Below are 15003 nucleotides of genomic sequence, written 5' to 3'. Positions count from 1 at the left end.
ATTAAAAATGATGGATTCAGAATCCTCGGAACAGATATGAGAGATAAAAGATTTCCAACCTTAAATCTCAATGTGGAGACCAAAAACCTGAACATACCTGAAGACCTGAAAGAAAAATATATTGAGAAAGGAATCACAGAGCTGAATCCGCCCCAGGAAAAAGCTGTAGATGCGGGTCTGATGGATGGTAGTGATATGATAGTTGCTTCTCCTACCGCCTCAGGAAAAACATTCATTGCGGAGCTAGCAATGGTCAACCAGGTAAAAAATGAAGGAGGAAAAGCTATCTATATCGTGCCTTTAAAGGCTCTTGCCTCCGAAAAGTACGAAGATTTCTCAGAAAGATACCAAGAACTGGACGTCATGATGAGCGTAGGAGACAGGGACGACTCCGGAGATTATTTAGAGACAGCAGACATTGTCATCGTGACATCAGAGAAACTGGATTCAATGCTGAGACATAACCCTAGCTGGATTCATGAAATCAATCTTGTGGTTACAGATGAGATCCACTTACTAACCTCGCCAAACAGGGGACCAACACTTGAAGTAACTTTAACCCGGTTAAGAGATTTACTCGAGTTCCAGATGCTAGGTCTATCCGCAACTATATCCAACTCATCCGAACTAGCGGACTGGCTGGATGCAGAACTGGTTGAATCCGATTACCGGCCTGTCGAACTAAAGGAAGGAATCATGGAGGGAAACGAAATTGAGTTCTTCCCGGAAGACTACGGTAATGAGAGTTCAAACAAAACGAACAACGATGAATCCTCAGGATTCAAAACTGGGAAAGAGATTGTCAAGGATGAAGAGGAAAAAGAAGATGTAGAAACCGAAGAAGTATTCATAGAGGATAAACACGGAAGACCGACCTCAAACCTTGTAGAAGACACTCTAGAAATAGACAAGCAGGCGATAATCTTCTGCTCTTCAAGAAAAGGTGCGGAAAAATCCAGTGACAGATGCGCAGAAGTAACTGAACACGGTCTCTCCCGGGAAGAAAGACAAGAACTGGAGGAATACTCCGAAAGAATTCTGAACGTTCTAGGAAGCCCAACTTCCCAATGCAAACGTCTAGCGAAGAATGTGGCGGATGGAGCTGCCTATCACCATGCCGGACTTGTCAACCGCCAGAGATCACTGGTTGAAGAAGCTTTCCGGGAAGGCCTAATCAAAACAGTGTCCGCTACACCTACTTTAGCCGCTGGGATCAACTTACCGGCCTACAGAGTTATAATGCGTGATTTGAAGAGATATACGGGCGGAGGAATGGACTGGATACCTGTACTCGAGTTTGAGCAAATGACGGGGAGAGCTGGTCGCCCAAAATACGATGATGAAGGGCAGGCGATTTCACTTGCCAAGAATCCGGGTATGAAGGATGAAATTCTAGAGAGATATGTCTTGGGTGAGGCAGAGCACATCCAGTCAAAACTGGCGGTTGAGCCTGTTCTCAGGATGCATACTTTATCGTTGGTGGCGTCTTCTTTCTGCACTGATTTTGAGGATTTAATGGATTTCTATGAGAAGACTTTCTACGCCTACCAGTTCGGGGATATGGAAGAGGTGGAGAAAAAAATTAGTAGCGTTGTCGAGGATCTAATAGAGTACGGCTTTCTGGACGAAGATGTTTCAGCAACCAAGACCGGGAAGAGAGTCTCCGAGTTATATATTGACCCGGATTCCGCTAATCTGATGATCGAATCAATGGAGAAGGCATCGGAAAAAACCACTCGTCCGGTCTCATTTCTTTTTATGCTTTCAAGGACCACCGAGATGAAGCCAAGGCCTAGGGTCAAGGACAAGGAATGGGGTGAGATCCAACAAGCTTTAAGCGATGCAGAGGAGTATGTTCTCGAGACTGTTCCTAACGAGTGGGAACCAGAGTATGAGCAGTTCATGGAATGCATGAAGAACTCGATGCTGATGCAAGGCTGGATTTCAGAGGTAGAAGAGGAAAGACTTATGGATAAGTACGGGGTGGCGCCGGGCGGAATCAGAGCAAAAATGAGTAACGCCGACTGGCTGATTTATTCATCAAAGGAACTGGCCAGAATGAAGGATTTTGACGTCGAGAAAGACCTGGAAAAACTCAGGATAAGACTCCAACACGGCATCAAAGAAGAACTACTAAACTTAGTGCAGTACGACCAGATCGGGAGAGTCAGAGCCAGAAAACTCCATAATCACGGTATAAGAGATCAAGAAGCGATTAGAGAAGCAAAGTTTGAGAAGTTGAAAAAACTGATCGGCAGTGCAACTGCAAGAAAACTGAAAAAACAAGTCGGTCAGGAAAATATTTTCGACAGAGAAAACATTACAGATTATTTTTGACTAGTCCAGAGATATCACAAAATATTTGGAGCCTTGACCATCGATAGTACCCCAGTAAGATTCTAGATCCTCATTAACATCGTAATCATTAGGAAGCATATCCAAAACCTCACTGTCATAATAATCCCGGGAATCCAGAACTACATCAACACCTTCCTCCAAACCCTGAGATAAATCCCCGTCTCCTAAGTTTTGCCATGAATCTAAAACAGCCAGTATATCGCAGTTTTCATGATCTGAATCATCTTCAACAACTTCAAAATAATCTAAAATATCATAAGAACCGGTTTCAAGACCTCTAAATCCATCTATTTCTATTTCAGAGCTTTCGGCATATTCCTTATCGATACCATCTGTATTCGGTATTCCCACCAACTTAAATTGAAGAAATCAGTTTAAAACTCTTAGCTCAGAACCTTTCTTCAACTCTATCAACCGATTCTTAGTTCCTAACAAAGAAAAATGTTCATTGATGTAGCTGTTCCGCCGGCGTTTTCAAAGATATAAGCTCTCAGCTTCTTATTTACAGGTTGCTGCCAGAGAAAATTCTCAAAATTAATACAGCTTTCTCCAGAGTATAGCTTCGAAATTATTTTCTAAAGCCGATTAAAGCCTCTCTAACCGAATCCTTTTGAGATGAATGCTGTCGAAATTTCACATAAGAAACCGTGAATAAAGATGAATACAGGATAGCGAAAAAGTATATTATTAAGTTAGGGCGAATATTTATTCCGAGATCGAGAATACCCGAAGTATCAAGAAAAATTGCAAGAGCAAAAGATAAGATGAAAGTCCAGGTGATTAAAGAAGACATTTTAGCTGCCTTCCAGATGTTTTCATGTTTCATGATTAATCATGATCTCGCACGATATTTAATATTTAATAAGGGGACCGAAATAAGAATCTGCGTACTCAAGAAAAGATTATGTCTCTAGAGGAATCAGATTCCGGACCACAACAAGGAAAACCCGTCCCGGAATTCGGACTGGAAAACTATGAAGGAGAAAAAGTTGCTCTCTCCGATCTTGACAACTATGACGGAGTTTTGGTAGTATTCATGTGCAACCACTGTCCGTATGTAAAAACCCAGACAACTGAACTCAGAAAACTGGCAGAAGAATTCTCAAGCATAGCATTCGTAGGTATCAACCCTAATACAGAGACACATCCACAGGACTCGGTTGAAAAAATGTCAGAGTTCATCAAAGAAAACAATCTAGGTACCTCAAACTTCTACTATCTCGCAGACCCAGATCAAGAAGTAACAGAAGAATACGGAGCAAAATGCACGCCCGATCCATTTCTGCTTGACTGGAGACACCGGCTCCACTATCACGGAAGACTGAACGACAAGAAGTCACCAGATCAGGAAGTAGAGGAAAGAGAAATGAAATCAGTAATCGAAGATATGCTGAAGAGAAAAGAACCTCCAGAAGAACAGAAACCAAGCCAGGGATGTTCAATTAAATGGAAGTAACGTTAAGGGAGAAAATCGGTTAGAAAACTACCAAAAAATGAATTACTCCAATGACACGACAAAGATTTAGAATGATGTTATCAGAGTCAGAGACCTATTTTTTGCGTGAATCTCATAAAAATCAGATCCAAAAACAATGATACCGTTGAAGAAAAATGAGTGAAGAACTTAGGCCAACTCAAGAAGAGTTAGAAGAAGCAAAGGATCTCGTGAACCAGGCTCTGGATAAGGCACAGAAAGAACTTCCAAAGGAAGGAGAGCTGAAAGTAGGGCTCGGATGGAGCGAAGATCCTCATGTTCTAGAGAATATGGATGGTGCTGCAGGAATGGCTTTCGCACCAGGATACTTTAGAATAAGATTCAATACCGGTCCCGAAGACTGGAAAAAATCAGTAAAAGCCAGTGCCGTTCATGAATACGCACATACCTGGAACTACGAGCACAAGAACCACGAAGATGTAGACAGAAACAAATTTGTCTGGGAATATGTAATTGATGAAGCAATAACACAGATATTTACCGAGATGATCTATCCGGATTATGAAACGCCTTGGAGAAAAAAGAATTCAATTGGAGAAATATCGGAACACTGGGAAAGAATCAAGAGTGAAGAACTAGACAGAAAGACTGAAAACACAACCTACCCTTATCCTCTCTACATTGACAAAAGTGAAGAAAATTACCCTCTATGGCTCGGATACTCCCTTTCATACCGTCTAGGCGAAAAACTGCTTGAGAAGCACAATCTCGAAGAGTTCCCAAAGCTCGGGAAAGAAGATGTTATTGAAGCAGGCGACCAGCTTTTCAACTAAATTTTGTTCCAGTCTATAACTTCCAAATTCTCTATTCTATCCCATGTCTTATCCGAGGATTTCTTTACCTTTTCATCTAGAGTTTCCCAGCCCTCAGAAAAGCCGATGTCTTCAAGTTCTCTAAGATCTGAACCTTTCATCAAATCTCTTATTAGCTCTGAGAAACTTCTATCCATCTTCTTCCTCTTCATCCATTCATAGACATCATCCGAGACAGAGATCATGCTGAATATAGTACCAATATGTGCGTTCAAGTTTACAACTTTTGCTATGTTGATGACCAGATTCAAGAGCTTGCTCCCCACACCTTAAAATATGAATTACTCTATCAACCCGGATAAACATGAACTTGAAGCAGTAAAAGGAGAGATTGAGGAAATAATCCAGAAATACAGCTATAGCCTCGAAGTAGAAAACGTGGAGTTAAGCTTGGGGTGGCAGAGATTCGAGAAAGATTCCAATGTAGTATCTAGAGACAATAACTTAACGGTGATAATCAACCCTGAGAGAGAAAGGGAGAACCTTGAGAAAAACGTTCTCCGGGGATTCCTGGAGATCGAGTTCATGGAGAAAGCCGAGTACGAAGAACTGAGATATAACTGGCAGGAGATCGCAAGAATGGCTTATGTAAGAGCAAGAGAAACTAACCTCAGAGACGAAGAAATAGAGGAACCTGAACTGGAGAATAAGTGGGGACAACTGAAACAGAAACTAGATAATAAATCTGAGGAGTTTGACGAGGATCTATATGTGAGCGCCGGAATTATAGCGGAGAGTATAGGCAGTATATACAGTGAGAAAAACCAAGTAGAAGAACTTACGAAAGCCAGAAAAAGCGATATTATAGAAACAGGGGACGAGGCCTTCAACTGAAAAAATGAAAACAGTATTTCCCGGAAGATTCCAGCCATTCCATTCAGGACACTACAAAGTAATAGAGAAATATCGAGAAAAATATGATCTCACATTAGTGATAGGGAGTGCAGATAAATCAAGGACAGAGAAAAATCCTTTAAGCGCAGAGGAAAGAGAGAAAATAATCAAGGAATGTTTCCCTGATATCGAAACAATCCATATAGAAGATACTGAAAGAACTGAAGAAGGAAACAGAGAGTGGATACATGAAGTTGAAGAAAAAGTGGGAGCGGGAAAAATCATTACCCAGAACAAGGTTGTGAAGAAACTGGCAGAATCACATACCGATCTGGAAATAATAGAGCAGGAGATGTTTGACAAGGAAATCTACTCCGCCACAGAAATAAGGAGAAGAATCAGATCAGGCAGCGAATGGCGTTACCTCGTACCTGACTGCGCCGTAGAAATGATCGACAGTATGGAAAGTACAATCAAGAAGTCAGGTATACAGTACGAATTCGAGCCCGGTTGGAAGAAAGAGAACGCATATCATGGCACCGCAGATAACTAAATCCAGAAAAGAATTCTAAGACCTTAATCAGTAAAAAATAAAATGAAAGAAGACCGGGATTCTATCTAGTCATTCGCCAGATTGGGAGTCGGTTTCTCAACAGTCCTGTCAACAACTTCTTTCTCCGTCAGATATCCGAGACTTACTTTTCCTGTCTGACCTGCCGATCCCTGAGCGTAGTTTGTTTCAAGCTCCATGTAAGGAAACTCTATTCCGAAATATCTGGCCTCATCGGATTCTCTGATCTGGACACTTTCGGAATCGGATTCCACCGGAATGAAATCCCTATATTTTTCCCAGTCGTCTTCTTTGGTTTCGAGAAATTTTCTGAGCTCCGGTAGAGAGTCGAAAACCCATTCGTCACCAGTCGAGTTTTCTAACCAGTATTCCTGGTCTTCGGGTAACTCATCTTCAGTATCTTCTAGGAAGCCTACCGGGGAACGATATACTTTCCCGTGTTCTAAAGTTTCGTCTAATGCCATCTCCACACACCATATCTTCTAATTGTAGTACTTAGTATAAACATATTATTTTACACCGAAAGATGATAAAAACGCTAAAAGAACGCAGTAAAGCACTGAGAGCGCTCAGATCTGCCTTGACGATGCTTAAATACTTTCTCTAAGCCGAAAGTACAGATTATCAACATGTGTAAAAACCTCTCTAAACCGGTTATTCCGAAAGAATAAGTTTTTCAACTAATCTAATTGAACCAGAAACATGACAGATAAACACCTTATTGAGATCGAGGAAAATGAGGAAGTCTCTGCAGTACATCATGAATCCGGTTCTGATAAATGGATCTTCTTCTGCCATGGATTCGGAAGTGACAAAGAAGGAAGTTACAAGATAAGATGCGAAAGAGCTGTTGAGGAGGGCCGGAACGCTGTCAGGTTCGACTTCAGAGGTAACGGAGAATCGGATGGCGATTTCATAGATCAGAACCTGAGCTCGAAGATGAATGATTTGAAAGCAGTAATTAACTTCTTTGAACCGGGAAGCTACGTTCTATTCGGCATGAGTTTTGGAGGTAAAGTTGTCTTTCATTCAGCACCAGAACTTGAACCCGAGGCGGTAATTGGGAAGTCACCCGTTACCTATAATAAGACGATGGAGAAGTTCAGATCAGTTATAGAGGAGAAAGGAGAATACACACATTTTGGAGACAAGACTATAGATCATCGATTCGTTGATGACCTAAAAAAGAATAGGTTTAAGGAAGTAACAGAACAGTTGGAAGTTCCGGTCGCCTTCTACCATGGCAGGGAAGATACAACCGTACACCCAGAATATACATGGAAAGCGGCACAGAACCTGGAAAAGAATACGAGAGTTGAGATGTTCGAAGGAGAAAAACACAAGATGTCAGATGAAGCGAACGGTAAACTCCTCAACTCGATGTTACAGTGGCTGGAAAGTATCTAGTCATTAAAGGCGCTGCTGCAAATAGACATAATCCAAGCAGAAATCCGTTCCCACTGGAAGTTCTCCTCCATTCTATTCTTCAACTATTTCACATGGTACAAATTTTGCGTATCATGCTTTAGCTCAGCCATCCTCAAATTTCTGGGCCATAAATACAGGTTTCCGCCTTCAAAACCTTTCATTAAAACCTAATTCTTTGCTTTTCTCTACATCAGGCTGATCGAAAGGATCCACATTTCTAAGCCAGGCCGAATAAACTCCTACATACTGAAGAAATGCTACAAGCTTTCCGAGAGTTCTATGCGAAACATCAGTCAATGTTACCGTAATATTTGGTATTCCATCATCGTCAAGAGCCTCTCTGACTCCTTGATACTCTGCTTTTAGAGAATCGGCGAGCTTCTGGCCATCTAACTCGGCGAGTTTTTTCCCTCTAATACTGATATCTGAGAGGTCCTCTGAAATGATAATACTGGTTTTCTCATGTGCATCGGTCCGGATGAACATTGTCATTATATTTTCTTTTCCGCCGAAAAGTCTCTGATTGGTGTGGTGTTGGGATTCAGGCCCTATATCACCGTAGAAGGTCTGTCCTTTCCCCTCTTTACATACTGTTTCATGCATGAGCTGTACTAATAGTGGGTAGAAACCGAAAAGTCTCGTGGAATAGAAAGGTGTGAAAACCTCCTGGAAGCCATCTTGCTCTGAGTCGTAAAGCGCTGATGCCACGTTTAATGCCGGATTATACTGCATTTTGGGTGAGAGCTTTTCATACATTTCTTCACCTCCTTCTCTTATCTCCTCAACATCAATCCCTGCAAACAGTGCAGGCGCCAGAGCGGTTTCAGTAAGACCTGAGAATCTTCCTCCAACATCTTGATGCTCAATGAATCTATAGTCGTGTCTTTCAACTATCTGTTTTAACGCTCCATCGTTTTCCGAAGTAACTGCACAGACAGGATAATCTTTGTCTATGAAGTACATAAGCGATTCGATTACTCCTACTGTCTCCCCGGATTTGCTGATAGGCATTACAACAGTATTCTCAGGCTCAAAGTCATCTGTTAAATTATTGAGATAATCCGGATCCATTGTTGTAACCAGACGCACACTTACATCAGTCTCTCCCAGGAAAGCATATAGGTACGCTCGAAAAGTTGTTATAGAACCCCCGTTTCCTATTACCACTAAATTTTCATACTCATAGTTGTCTCTTGCCTCTTTAATCTGTTCTATATCGGGTTTAACAGAGACGAAACCCGGTTCATCTTTCTTTACAAGTTCCTGGTGTTCTCTCTTGTCTTCACTGAATTGGTCGATATCAATCTTTATTGACATTGTTTTCCGTCCTCTAGAGACATTGTGCGCCTGCTTGTAGTTTTCCCAAATTTTTTGTAAGAGGCTAAATGAGTCATTTTCCTGGCTTTTTGCTTTTTCTCAGTAATATTTATCTTTGAGTAAGATACTACATCCTCAATCATTTCAACCAGATCATTGGTTGCCTCGCTGTATGAAATAATTTCCTGTCGAGTACTCTTATACTTTTTCTATAATCATCTTCGGTATTATCGTACAGAAACCGGTCGGGAGCCCTGCTCGAGGCAGTTGATCCATAATCCGGAAAACTGGTTGGAATACCCGAACAAACATAGAACAAGCCTCGAATAACCGATCAGGAATAGTTACCTATCAGCCGTTTTACTTCTGCCTTGACTTCCTCCAGAATTTCATCTACATCTTCCTGAGTGTCTCCCTCACATCTGACAGACATCTTCTCCTCGGTATTGGAGGGTCTGACCAATGCCCAGCCATTCTCAAATATTATCTTGGCGCCGTCAATAGTCGATACATCGTGATCAGAATAGGAATTCTTTATTTCTTCAACCACTTTCTCCTTAGCTCCTTCGGGACAGTCAATCCTCAACTCCGGAGAAACAGGATACTCAGGATAATTCTCAATAATCTTCTCAAGTTCATTCTCGGATGCAATCTTACACATTAAAGCCGCTGCAAAAATACCATCATCAAACGGGAAACCATAAACCGGGAAATAGTAGTGGCCGGAAAGCTCTCCAGCAAAGACTATACCTTGATCCGAATGGATTGATTCCGAGATAAATGTGTGGCCGACCCTAGTCTCAACGGCTTCTCCGCCGCTCTCTCTAATTTTTTCTGGCACCAGTTTAGAGGCTCTCAAATCATGCACAACTTTTCCCTTCTCCCTCTCTAGACAGTGCTGTGAGAACAATGCAAGGACTTCATCTTCCGTAATATAACCTTTATCTGGTAAAATAAATCCTGCGCGGTCGCCATCGCCGTCAAGTATTATTCCTAGATCCTCATACTTCATTTCCTCTCTGAGCGCTTTTTTTGCATCCTTATTCGTTGGATCTGGAAGGTGGTTTGGAAATCTTCCATCTATCTCATCATTAATTGGTTCCACGTCACATTCAATCCCCTCGAGAACTTTCTCACCTAATCCCGCTGCAACGCCGTTACCGTAGTTTACAGCTATATCAAGACTTTCCTCTATTTCCAGCTTATCCTTAACTGCTTCAACATAATCTTCTTCCAGTTCAACCTCTTTTCGTACACCGTTACCTGATTCAAAGCCGCCCAGTTCATAGAGCTTTTCGATCTGTTTCATTCCTCCCTCCCGAGACATTGCCAGCGCCTCTTCCTTAGAAAACTTGAAACCGGTGTACTCCGGAGGGTTGTGTGATGCAGTTATAACCGTTGAGGCCTCAATATCTCTCAGCCTCATCCCCTGGTAAATTACAGGTGTTGGAACCATTCCGGCATCCAGCACATCAACTCCTGTGGAGTTTACACCACGAATAAATGCATCTTTTATCTTCTCTCCATGAGTTCTTCCATCCCTGCCCACCAGAACTTTCTCGGCTTCAGTAAATGTTCCGAATGCCTTGCCGACTTTCTCCGCCTTTCCCTCACCTATCTCGTCTGGATACTTGCCTCTGAGATCGTATGCATGGAAGAATGATGCCAAGTTGATCACCAGTAGTCTTCCAGTATCTGTGTTTCCTGCTGGTATTCCTCTCTTTTAGGGCTCCAGAGGTATTTTTCATAGGTCTTAAAATCTGTCATATGTGGAAGTTGTTGAGCTGAAGATTTAAGCATGAAGGTTTGGGGAACCATTAGATTAAAGCAGATGACGTTCTAAATAGTTCATAGGATGGATATTCAGGATGCAGTCCATGGCTACATAAACCTCAGCGAAGAGGAGAAAAAGATAGTTGATTCTCCAGCATTTCAGAGGCTGAGAAGAATCAGGCAGCTGGGATTTACATCACTGATTTACCCCTCTGCCACACATACCCGGTTCCAGCACTCACTGGGAGTTACGCATCTGACCGGAAAGTTCGCTGACAGCCTGAACCTTAAACATGAGAAAAGAAAGGAACTTAGACTTGCTGCATTATTCCACGATACTGGCCACGGACCGTTCTCCCATGTCAGCGAAATGATGTCAAAACAGTATGGGGTTTCACACGAAGATTTCTCCTGTGAGGTTATTGACCGACTTGAGGATCTATACTCCGCGGATAAATACCGGTTGCACAGGATAATCAGAGGAGATCTGGAGATCGGACAGATAGTAGCCGGAGATATAGATGCGGATAGAATGGATTATCTTATCCGGGATGCTCACGCTACAGGAGTAAAGCACGGAGAGATAGACGTTGATACTATTATACGGTTAGCAGAGATAGACTCACGTAGACTTGTATATGATGAAAAAGCGGTTACATCACTGGAATCACTGCTCGCATCCCGTTTCCATATGACTAAATCTGTTTACAAACATCACGCAGTGGAAATTGCAGAGAAAATGATTCAGAGAGCTCTGGACAACCATCTTGAGGATAACCGTCTAGAGAGGATCATGAGGCTGGATGACTATGATGCCCACAATGAACTCCTGGAATCAGAAGGTGTGTCGCATAAATTGTACGAGAGAGTGAAGAACCGCAAACTGTACAAAAGAGCGTTTATATACAGAGGAGATCAGGAAGAGCTCAAACATCTGGAGCAGAGAATAGACAGCCCTGAGGAGATAGAAAGGGAAATAGCGGAGAGAGCTGGAGTCAGACCTCATGAAGTTATAGTGGATCCTCCGTCAACACCCGGAATAACCGATTTCGGTATCAATATAAAGAAAAGTAATGGAGAAGTCGTCAATATGTCAGATATATCCCGTTTCCCGGATATGCTATCAGAGGCGGAATGGCAGACTGTTGACCTGAAAGTCTTTTCTCCCGAAGAAGTCAGAGAAGAAGTTGGAGAAGCTGCATCGGAAAAAGTAAATAACATGATCAAATAGGCGACACATCTTGAAGCCGCATCTTCAGTCTTTTTTGCAGAGGTCTCTTCGGAGGTTCACGCCCCTTTAACTTATGAGCAACATCCTCAATTGCATAGGATGCTCTTGAATCCGGTTTGTATGATACAACCGGTTTTCTCAATGCAATTCCTTCCCTTACATGCTTATGTTCAGGAACTTCTCCTATAATCTTCTCATCTACCAGTTCTTTGATATCTTCGTGTTCGACCTCGGATTTTTCATCTCTTACCATGTTCATCACAAGCCCGAGTATCTCTCTATCCATCTCTTCGGCCAGTTTTTTGGCTCCTAGAGTATTTGTTAAAGCAGGGAGCTCCGGATGTGAAACAAGTAATACTTCATCTGAGGTCTCTATCGCTGCCTGTACCTCATCATCAGTTCCTGCAGCAGCATCAATCAGTACAAAGTCTTTATCGCCAAGGAAGTCCACTATTGAATGCTTGAGGTTCTGTTCTTGACCGTTGAACTCTAGAACTGAAGCCGGTAGAATCGAGACTCCTTCAGGATGCTTGGCGACTGCCTGTGTAATATACGCATCACCCTCAAGAACATCGTTCAATGAGACATCTTGAAAACCTACTCCGAAATGCTGTGCGATGTTTGCCCCGGTGAAGTTTCCATCGATAATCAGGACATCTTCTCCTTGGTTGGATAAAGCCACACCGAGGTTAGCTGTCAAAGTGGTCTTTCCCGCACCTCCTTTACCGGAAACCACTGAAATCACACGTGTCATAATATTTGAATTATTTCTTCCGGAATAAAAGAGTATCACCTGTAGCTTGTGACTCTTCCACAGCCCTGAGCCTCAATGATTACATTGGAATAGCGAGTACCAGAAACTGTAGCAGTCTCTATTTCTTGAGGTTCTACCTTGTCAAAATTTTGGGTCATATTATTTTCTCCCAAGAACACAACCGAAATATTTTCAAATTCTCGATCGGACCTGAAGGAAACGCTTGTAGAGTTATCCTCAGAGTTGAACTCTACGATCTCAATATTAAGCTTTGTGCAACCGATCACATTCTGTTGCTCCTGGAGGGTTTCATTCCCTGTACTAGTTACAGAATCTGCCGACCAAGAATAAACAAAGAACCCTAAAAAAGCTATTAAAACTATCAGTAGGGCCATTCCCGGGTTAAGTATTAATTGGCCTTTGCTCATCTCTATCTTAACTTATCTACTATCTTAGTGAAAAAGCCTTCTTCTCTCAGATCCGGTTCGTATTCAAGGCCTGCTACCTCAGCTGCTACACCCTTGAACCTTTCCGAAACATGGTGGTCAGGGTCATGATGAACCATAGGCTTCTTGACTGCAAGCGCTTCCTGGACCTTCTCGTGTTCAGGCACCTCCATTATTACTTCATGGCCGAGCATAGACTCGATCTCGTCTTCATCCAGTTCCGATTCATGACCTGTCTTCCGGTTAACAACAATTCCAAGAACATCAGTACCTGCCTCCTCAGCTATATTAACCGTCTTAAGAGCATCAGTAACCGCTGGAAGATTAGGATTGGTGACGACTAAAACTTCATCTGATGCCTCAATAGCGTTGATTGATTCGCTTCCCAGACCTGCTGCTGAGTCTACAAGAACAAAATCAGGTTCTCCGACAGTATCAAGTAAAACATCACTCAGGTTCTCAGGTGAGGTATCAACAAGATCCTCGATTGAAAGACCTGCCGGCACAACTCTCAGACCCGAATTGTGGATATACATTGCCTCGGTTATGTGTGCATTGCCCTTCAAAACATCATGAAGAGTATTCGGATATAACGGAATTCCTAGATGAAAACCTAGATTGGGGTTGGTAAGATTGGCGTCCAGAACAATAGTATCCGTACCGAACTGGGTTAATGCAGCTCCTAAGTTGGAAGTTACTGTGGTTTTCCCTGTGCCTCCTTTACCACTACTAACACATACAAGGCGGGTCATTGTATCTTAATATTAAGTTCACAGTCATTTAAATGAGTAGTGAGTGAGGTTCCCAGCACTATCTACTGATCAAAGATCTGTCCAGGATAGTCATTGTTTTTTCAAATCAAAGCTGAATCGATAGCTTAGGTTTCCTCTCCCAGAATCCGTTCTATATTTGATAGACTCCTTTGCAGTGTAATTATCAGATCTTTCGATATCTTTCAAACGAACTGAATAGTTCCTAGATACTGTCTCACCACCTGAATGTTCTCCTATGATTCTAATTGCACCGATAGTAGTTACTCTTCCCTGTTCGGTTGAGATAGCACTGTTTTCCTCATATCTTTTAGACCAGAGAACAAGATTATCCTCTCTAGATTCAGCATTCAGAACCCCGAAAGGATAGACGGGACCCCCAATTAGAGAAACATTGGTAGTAGAAGTAGGTTCTATCATTAATTGAATTTTCGCCGGATTGGAAGAGTTTACTTTCTGGTCAACCAACTCAGCATCAAACTTTATCGGAGAAGAGTTATTCGAGTTAGAAGTATTGTAAGAGGTCTCAAAGTTATCAACATAATAAACTTTATCTTCGGAAACACTCGAGACTGTTAAGGCAGCTAAAATTGCAAACATTGTGAAAGCCAGACCATAAACAGCGGTTTTATTCATAATTAGACTCATGAGGCCATAGTTGAAAAAAGCTATGGCAATTAATATGCCACTTGATTACTCTATAAAAGCCCTAGTAAGCCTAAATAGTAGAGAAAAGAGTTTTCAAGAGGCCAATTATTAGACAAACTTGAAAGAATGGCCTTAAACGCTTTATACAAAATCTCGCAGGGTTAGTCTTTACTCTAATACCGGTAAAAGTAATCGAAGGCAATACCCTACCAACGCATAACTTACCCCTAACGGTATAAGTGTGGAATGACAAAAAAGGATGTGTTATGAGAGAAGCAGATTATATGCAGGACACACGGGAAATGCTAATGCATGGACTGGTGCTTGCGACAATCCTCTTATTCTGGGCTGCAGTATCACAGCTCGTAGGGTTCGGAATAGAGGCAGCCAATCTAAGCAGCAATTTATCGGACAGTATTGCAGGAGCCCTTGGTCAGACAGGTATAGTCAGCGCCGTACTCTACATCCTTGTGGTAGCCGTTAGAAACTACAGGGAATGAATCCACCATATTTTTTCTTTTTCTGGATAGCACCCAAACGTTCAAATTAAAATAAGTTCAGCTTCT

At 42.1% G+C, this 15003-nt stretch carries 18 protein-coding genes; 9 read left to right on the top strand and 9 right to left on the bottom strand.

The features are described 5' to 3' along the window. Positions 1-36: 36 nt before the first annotated feature. Complete coding sequence (locus tag BRC29_01470; GenBank protein ID PSG98779.1) at positions 37-2337, top strand: hypothetical protein; 2301 nt, start codon at positions 37-39, stop codon at positions 2335-2337. Here BRC29_01470 and BRC29_01465 read toward each other — a convergent pair whose 3' ends face one another. Next, positions 2338-2709 carry a hypothetical protein gene (locus tag BRC29_01465; GenBank protein PSG98778.1) on the bottom strand — a complete coding sequence of 124 codons (372 nt, stop codon included), beginning with the start codon at positions 2707-2709 and terminating at the stop codon, positions 2338-2340. A 296-nt stretch (positions 2710-3005) separates the two neighbouring features. Between BRC29_01465 and BRC29_01460 the strand changes: the two genes are divergently transcribed. The 3 genes from BRC29_01460 to BRC29_01450 all read left to right on the top strand — a co-directional run bounded on the left by BRC29_01460 (position 3006) and on the right by BRC29_01450 (position 4626). Next, positions 3006-3272 (top strand): hypothetical protein, encoded by a 267-nt coding sequence (locus BRC29_01460; protein PSG98777.1) that lies wholly within the window; start codon positions 3006-3008, stop codon positions 3270-3272. Then, positions 3263-3814 carry a thioredoxin family protein gene (locus BRC29_01455; GenBank protein PSG98776.1) on the top strand — a complete coding sequence of 184 codons (552 nt, stop codon included), beginning with the start codon at positions 3263-3265 and terminating at the stop codon, positions 3812-3814. The genes BRC29_01460 and BRC29_01455 overlap by 10 nt, the downstream gene beginning before the upstream one ends. A gap of 155 nt (positions 3815-3969) precedes the next feature. Continuing rightward, entirely contained in the window at positions 3970-4626 is a 657-nt protein-coding gene (locus tag BRC29_01450) for a hypothetical protein (protein PSG98775.1), read from the top strand. On the opposite strand, the gene BRC29_01445 is transcribed toward BRC29_01450, so the two are convergent. Then, the gene (locus tag BRC29_01445) at positions 4623-4859 is read right to left on the bottom strand and encodes a hypothetical protein (GenBank protein PSG99531.1); all 237 of its coding nucleotides are present in this window, start codon (positions 4857-4859) and stop codon (positions 4623-4625) included. The genes BRC29_01450 and BRC29_01445 overlap by 4 nt on opposite strands. A gap of 82 nt (positions 4860-4941) precedes the next feature. Here BRC29_01445 and BRC29_01440 point away from each other — a divergent pair, with 82 nt between their 5' ends. Next, a complete protein-coding gene (locus BRC29_01440; protein PSG98774.1) occupies positions 4942-5499 on the top strand; it encodes a hypothetical protein in 558 nt (185 codons plus the stop codon). Between the two features lie 4 nt (positions 5500-5503). Further along, entirely contained in the window at positions 5504-6052 is a 549-nt protein-coding gene (locus tag BRC29_01435; protein ID PSG98773.1) for a hypothetical protein, read from the top strand. Between the two features lie 65 nt (positions 6053-6117). Here BRC29_01435 and BRC29_01430 read toward each other — a convergent pair whose 3' ends face one another. Continuing rightward, positions 6118-6540 (bottom strand): hypothetical protein, encoded by a 423-nt coding sequence (locus BRC29_01430; GenBank protein ID PSG98772.1) that lies wholly within the window; start codon positions 6538-6540, stop codon positions 6118-6120. A gap of 232 nt (positions 6541-6772) precedes the next feature. On the opposite strand from BRC29_01430, the gene BRC29_01425 reads away from it, so the two are divergent. Then, the gene (locus BRC29_01425) at positions 6773-7477 is read left to right on the top strand and encodes an alpha/beta hydrolase (protein ID PSG98771.1); all 705 of its coding nucleotides are present in this window, start codon (positions 6773-6775) and stop codon (positions 7475-7477) included. Between the two features lie 168 nt (positions 7478-7645). Here BRC29_01425 and BRC29_01420 read toward each other — a convergent pair whose 3' ends face one another. Next, positions 7646-8815, bottom strand: a complete 1170-nt coding sequence (locus tag BRC29_01420) for a hypothetical protein (protein PSG98770.1) — start codon at positions 8813-8815, stop codon at positions 7646-7648. Positions 8816-9149: 334 nt separating this feature from the next. After that, entirely contained in the window at positions 9150-10493 is a 1344-nt protein-coding gene (locus BRC29_01415) for a hypothetical protein (protein PSG98769.1), read from the bottom strand. A 177-nt stretch (positions 10494-10670) separates the two neighbouring features. Between BRC29_01415 and BRC29_01410 the strand changes: the two genes are divergently transcribed. Then, positions 10671-11819 carry a metal-dependent phosphohydrolase gene (locus tag BRC29_01410; GenBank protein ID PSG98768.1) on the top strand — a complete coding sequence of 383 codons (1149 nt, stop codon included), beginning with the start codon at positions 10671-10673 and terminating at the stop codon, positions 11817-11819. On the opposite strand, the gene BRC29_01405 is transcribed toward BRC29_01410, so the two are convergent. The 4 genes from BRC29_01405 to BRC29_01390 all read right to left on the bottom strand — a co-directional run bounded on the left by BRC29_01405 (position 11812) and on the right by BRC29_01390 (position 14425). Continuing rightward, positions 11812-12612: a hypothetical protein gene (locus BRC29_01405; protein ID PSG98767.1), complete on the bottom strand. Its 801-nt coding sequence runs from the start codon at positions 12610-12612 to the stop codon at positions 11812-11814. The two genes, BRC29_01410 and BRC29_01405, sit on opposite strands and share 8 nt — an antisense overlap. Beyond that, on the bottom strand, positions 12609-13001 hold the full coding sequence (locus tag BRC29_01400) for a hypothetical protein (GenBank protein ID PSG98766.1): 393 nt from the start codon (positions 12999-13001) through the stop codon (positions 12609-12611). Before BRC29_01400 ends, BRC29_01405 begins: the two co-directional genes overlap by 4 nt. Before the next feature lie 2 nt (positions 13002-13003). After that, complete coding sequence (locus BRC29_01395) at positions 13004-13771, bottom strand: septum site-determining protein MinD (GenBank protein PSG98765.1); 768 nt, start codon at positions 13769-13771, stop codon at positions 13004-13006. Between the two features lie 90 nt (positions 13772-13861). Then, positions 13862-14425, bottom strand: a complete 564-nt coding sequence (locus BRC29_01390) for a hypothetical protein (GenBank protein PSG98764.1) — start codon at positions 14423-14425, stop codon at positions 13862-13864. A gap of 278 nt (positions 14426-14703) precedes the next feature. Here BRC29_01390 and BRC29_01385 point away from each other — a divergent pair, with 278 nt between their 5' ends. Further along, complete coding sequence (locus BRC29_01385) at positions 14704-14937, top strand: hypothetical protein (GenBank protein ID PSG98763.1); 234 nt, start codon at positions 14704-14706, stop codon at positions 14935-14937. Positions 14938-15003 lie beyond the last annotated feature (66 nt).

This window comes from Nanohaloarchaea archaeon SW_7_43_1, from assembly GCA_003009795.1.
In the GTDB taxonomy this organism is placed as follows: Archaea; Nanohalarchaeota; Nanosalinia; order Nanosalinales; family Nanosalinaceae; genus SW-4-43-9.
The sequence above is the reverse complement of the archived record's forward strand: the minus strand, read 5'-3'. Positions and strand labels throughout refer to the sequence as shown.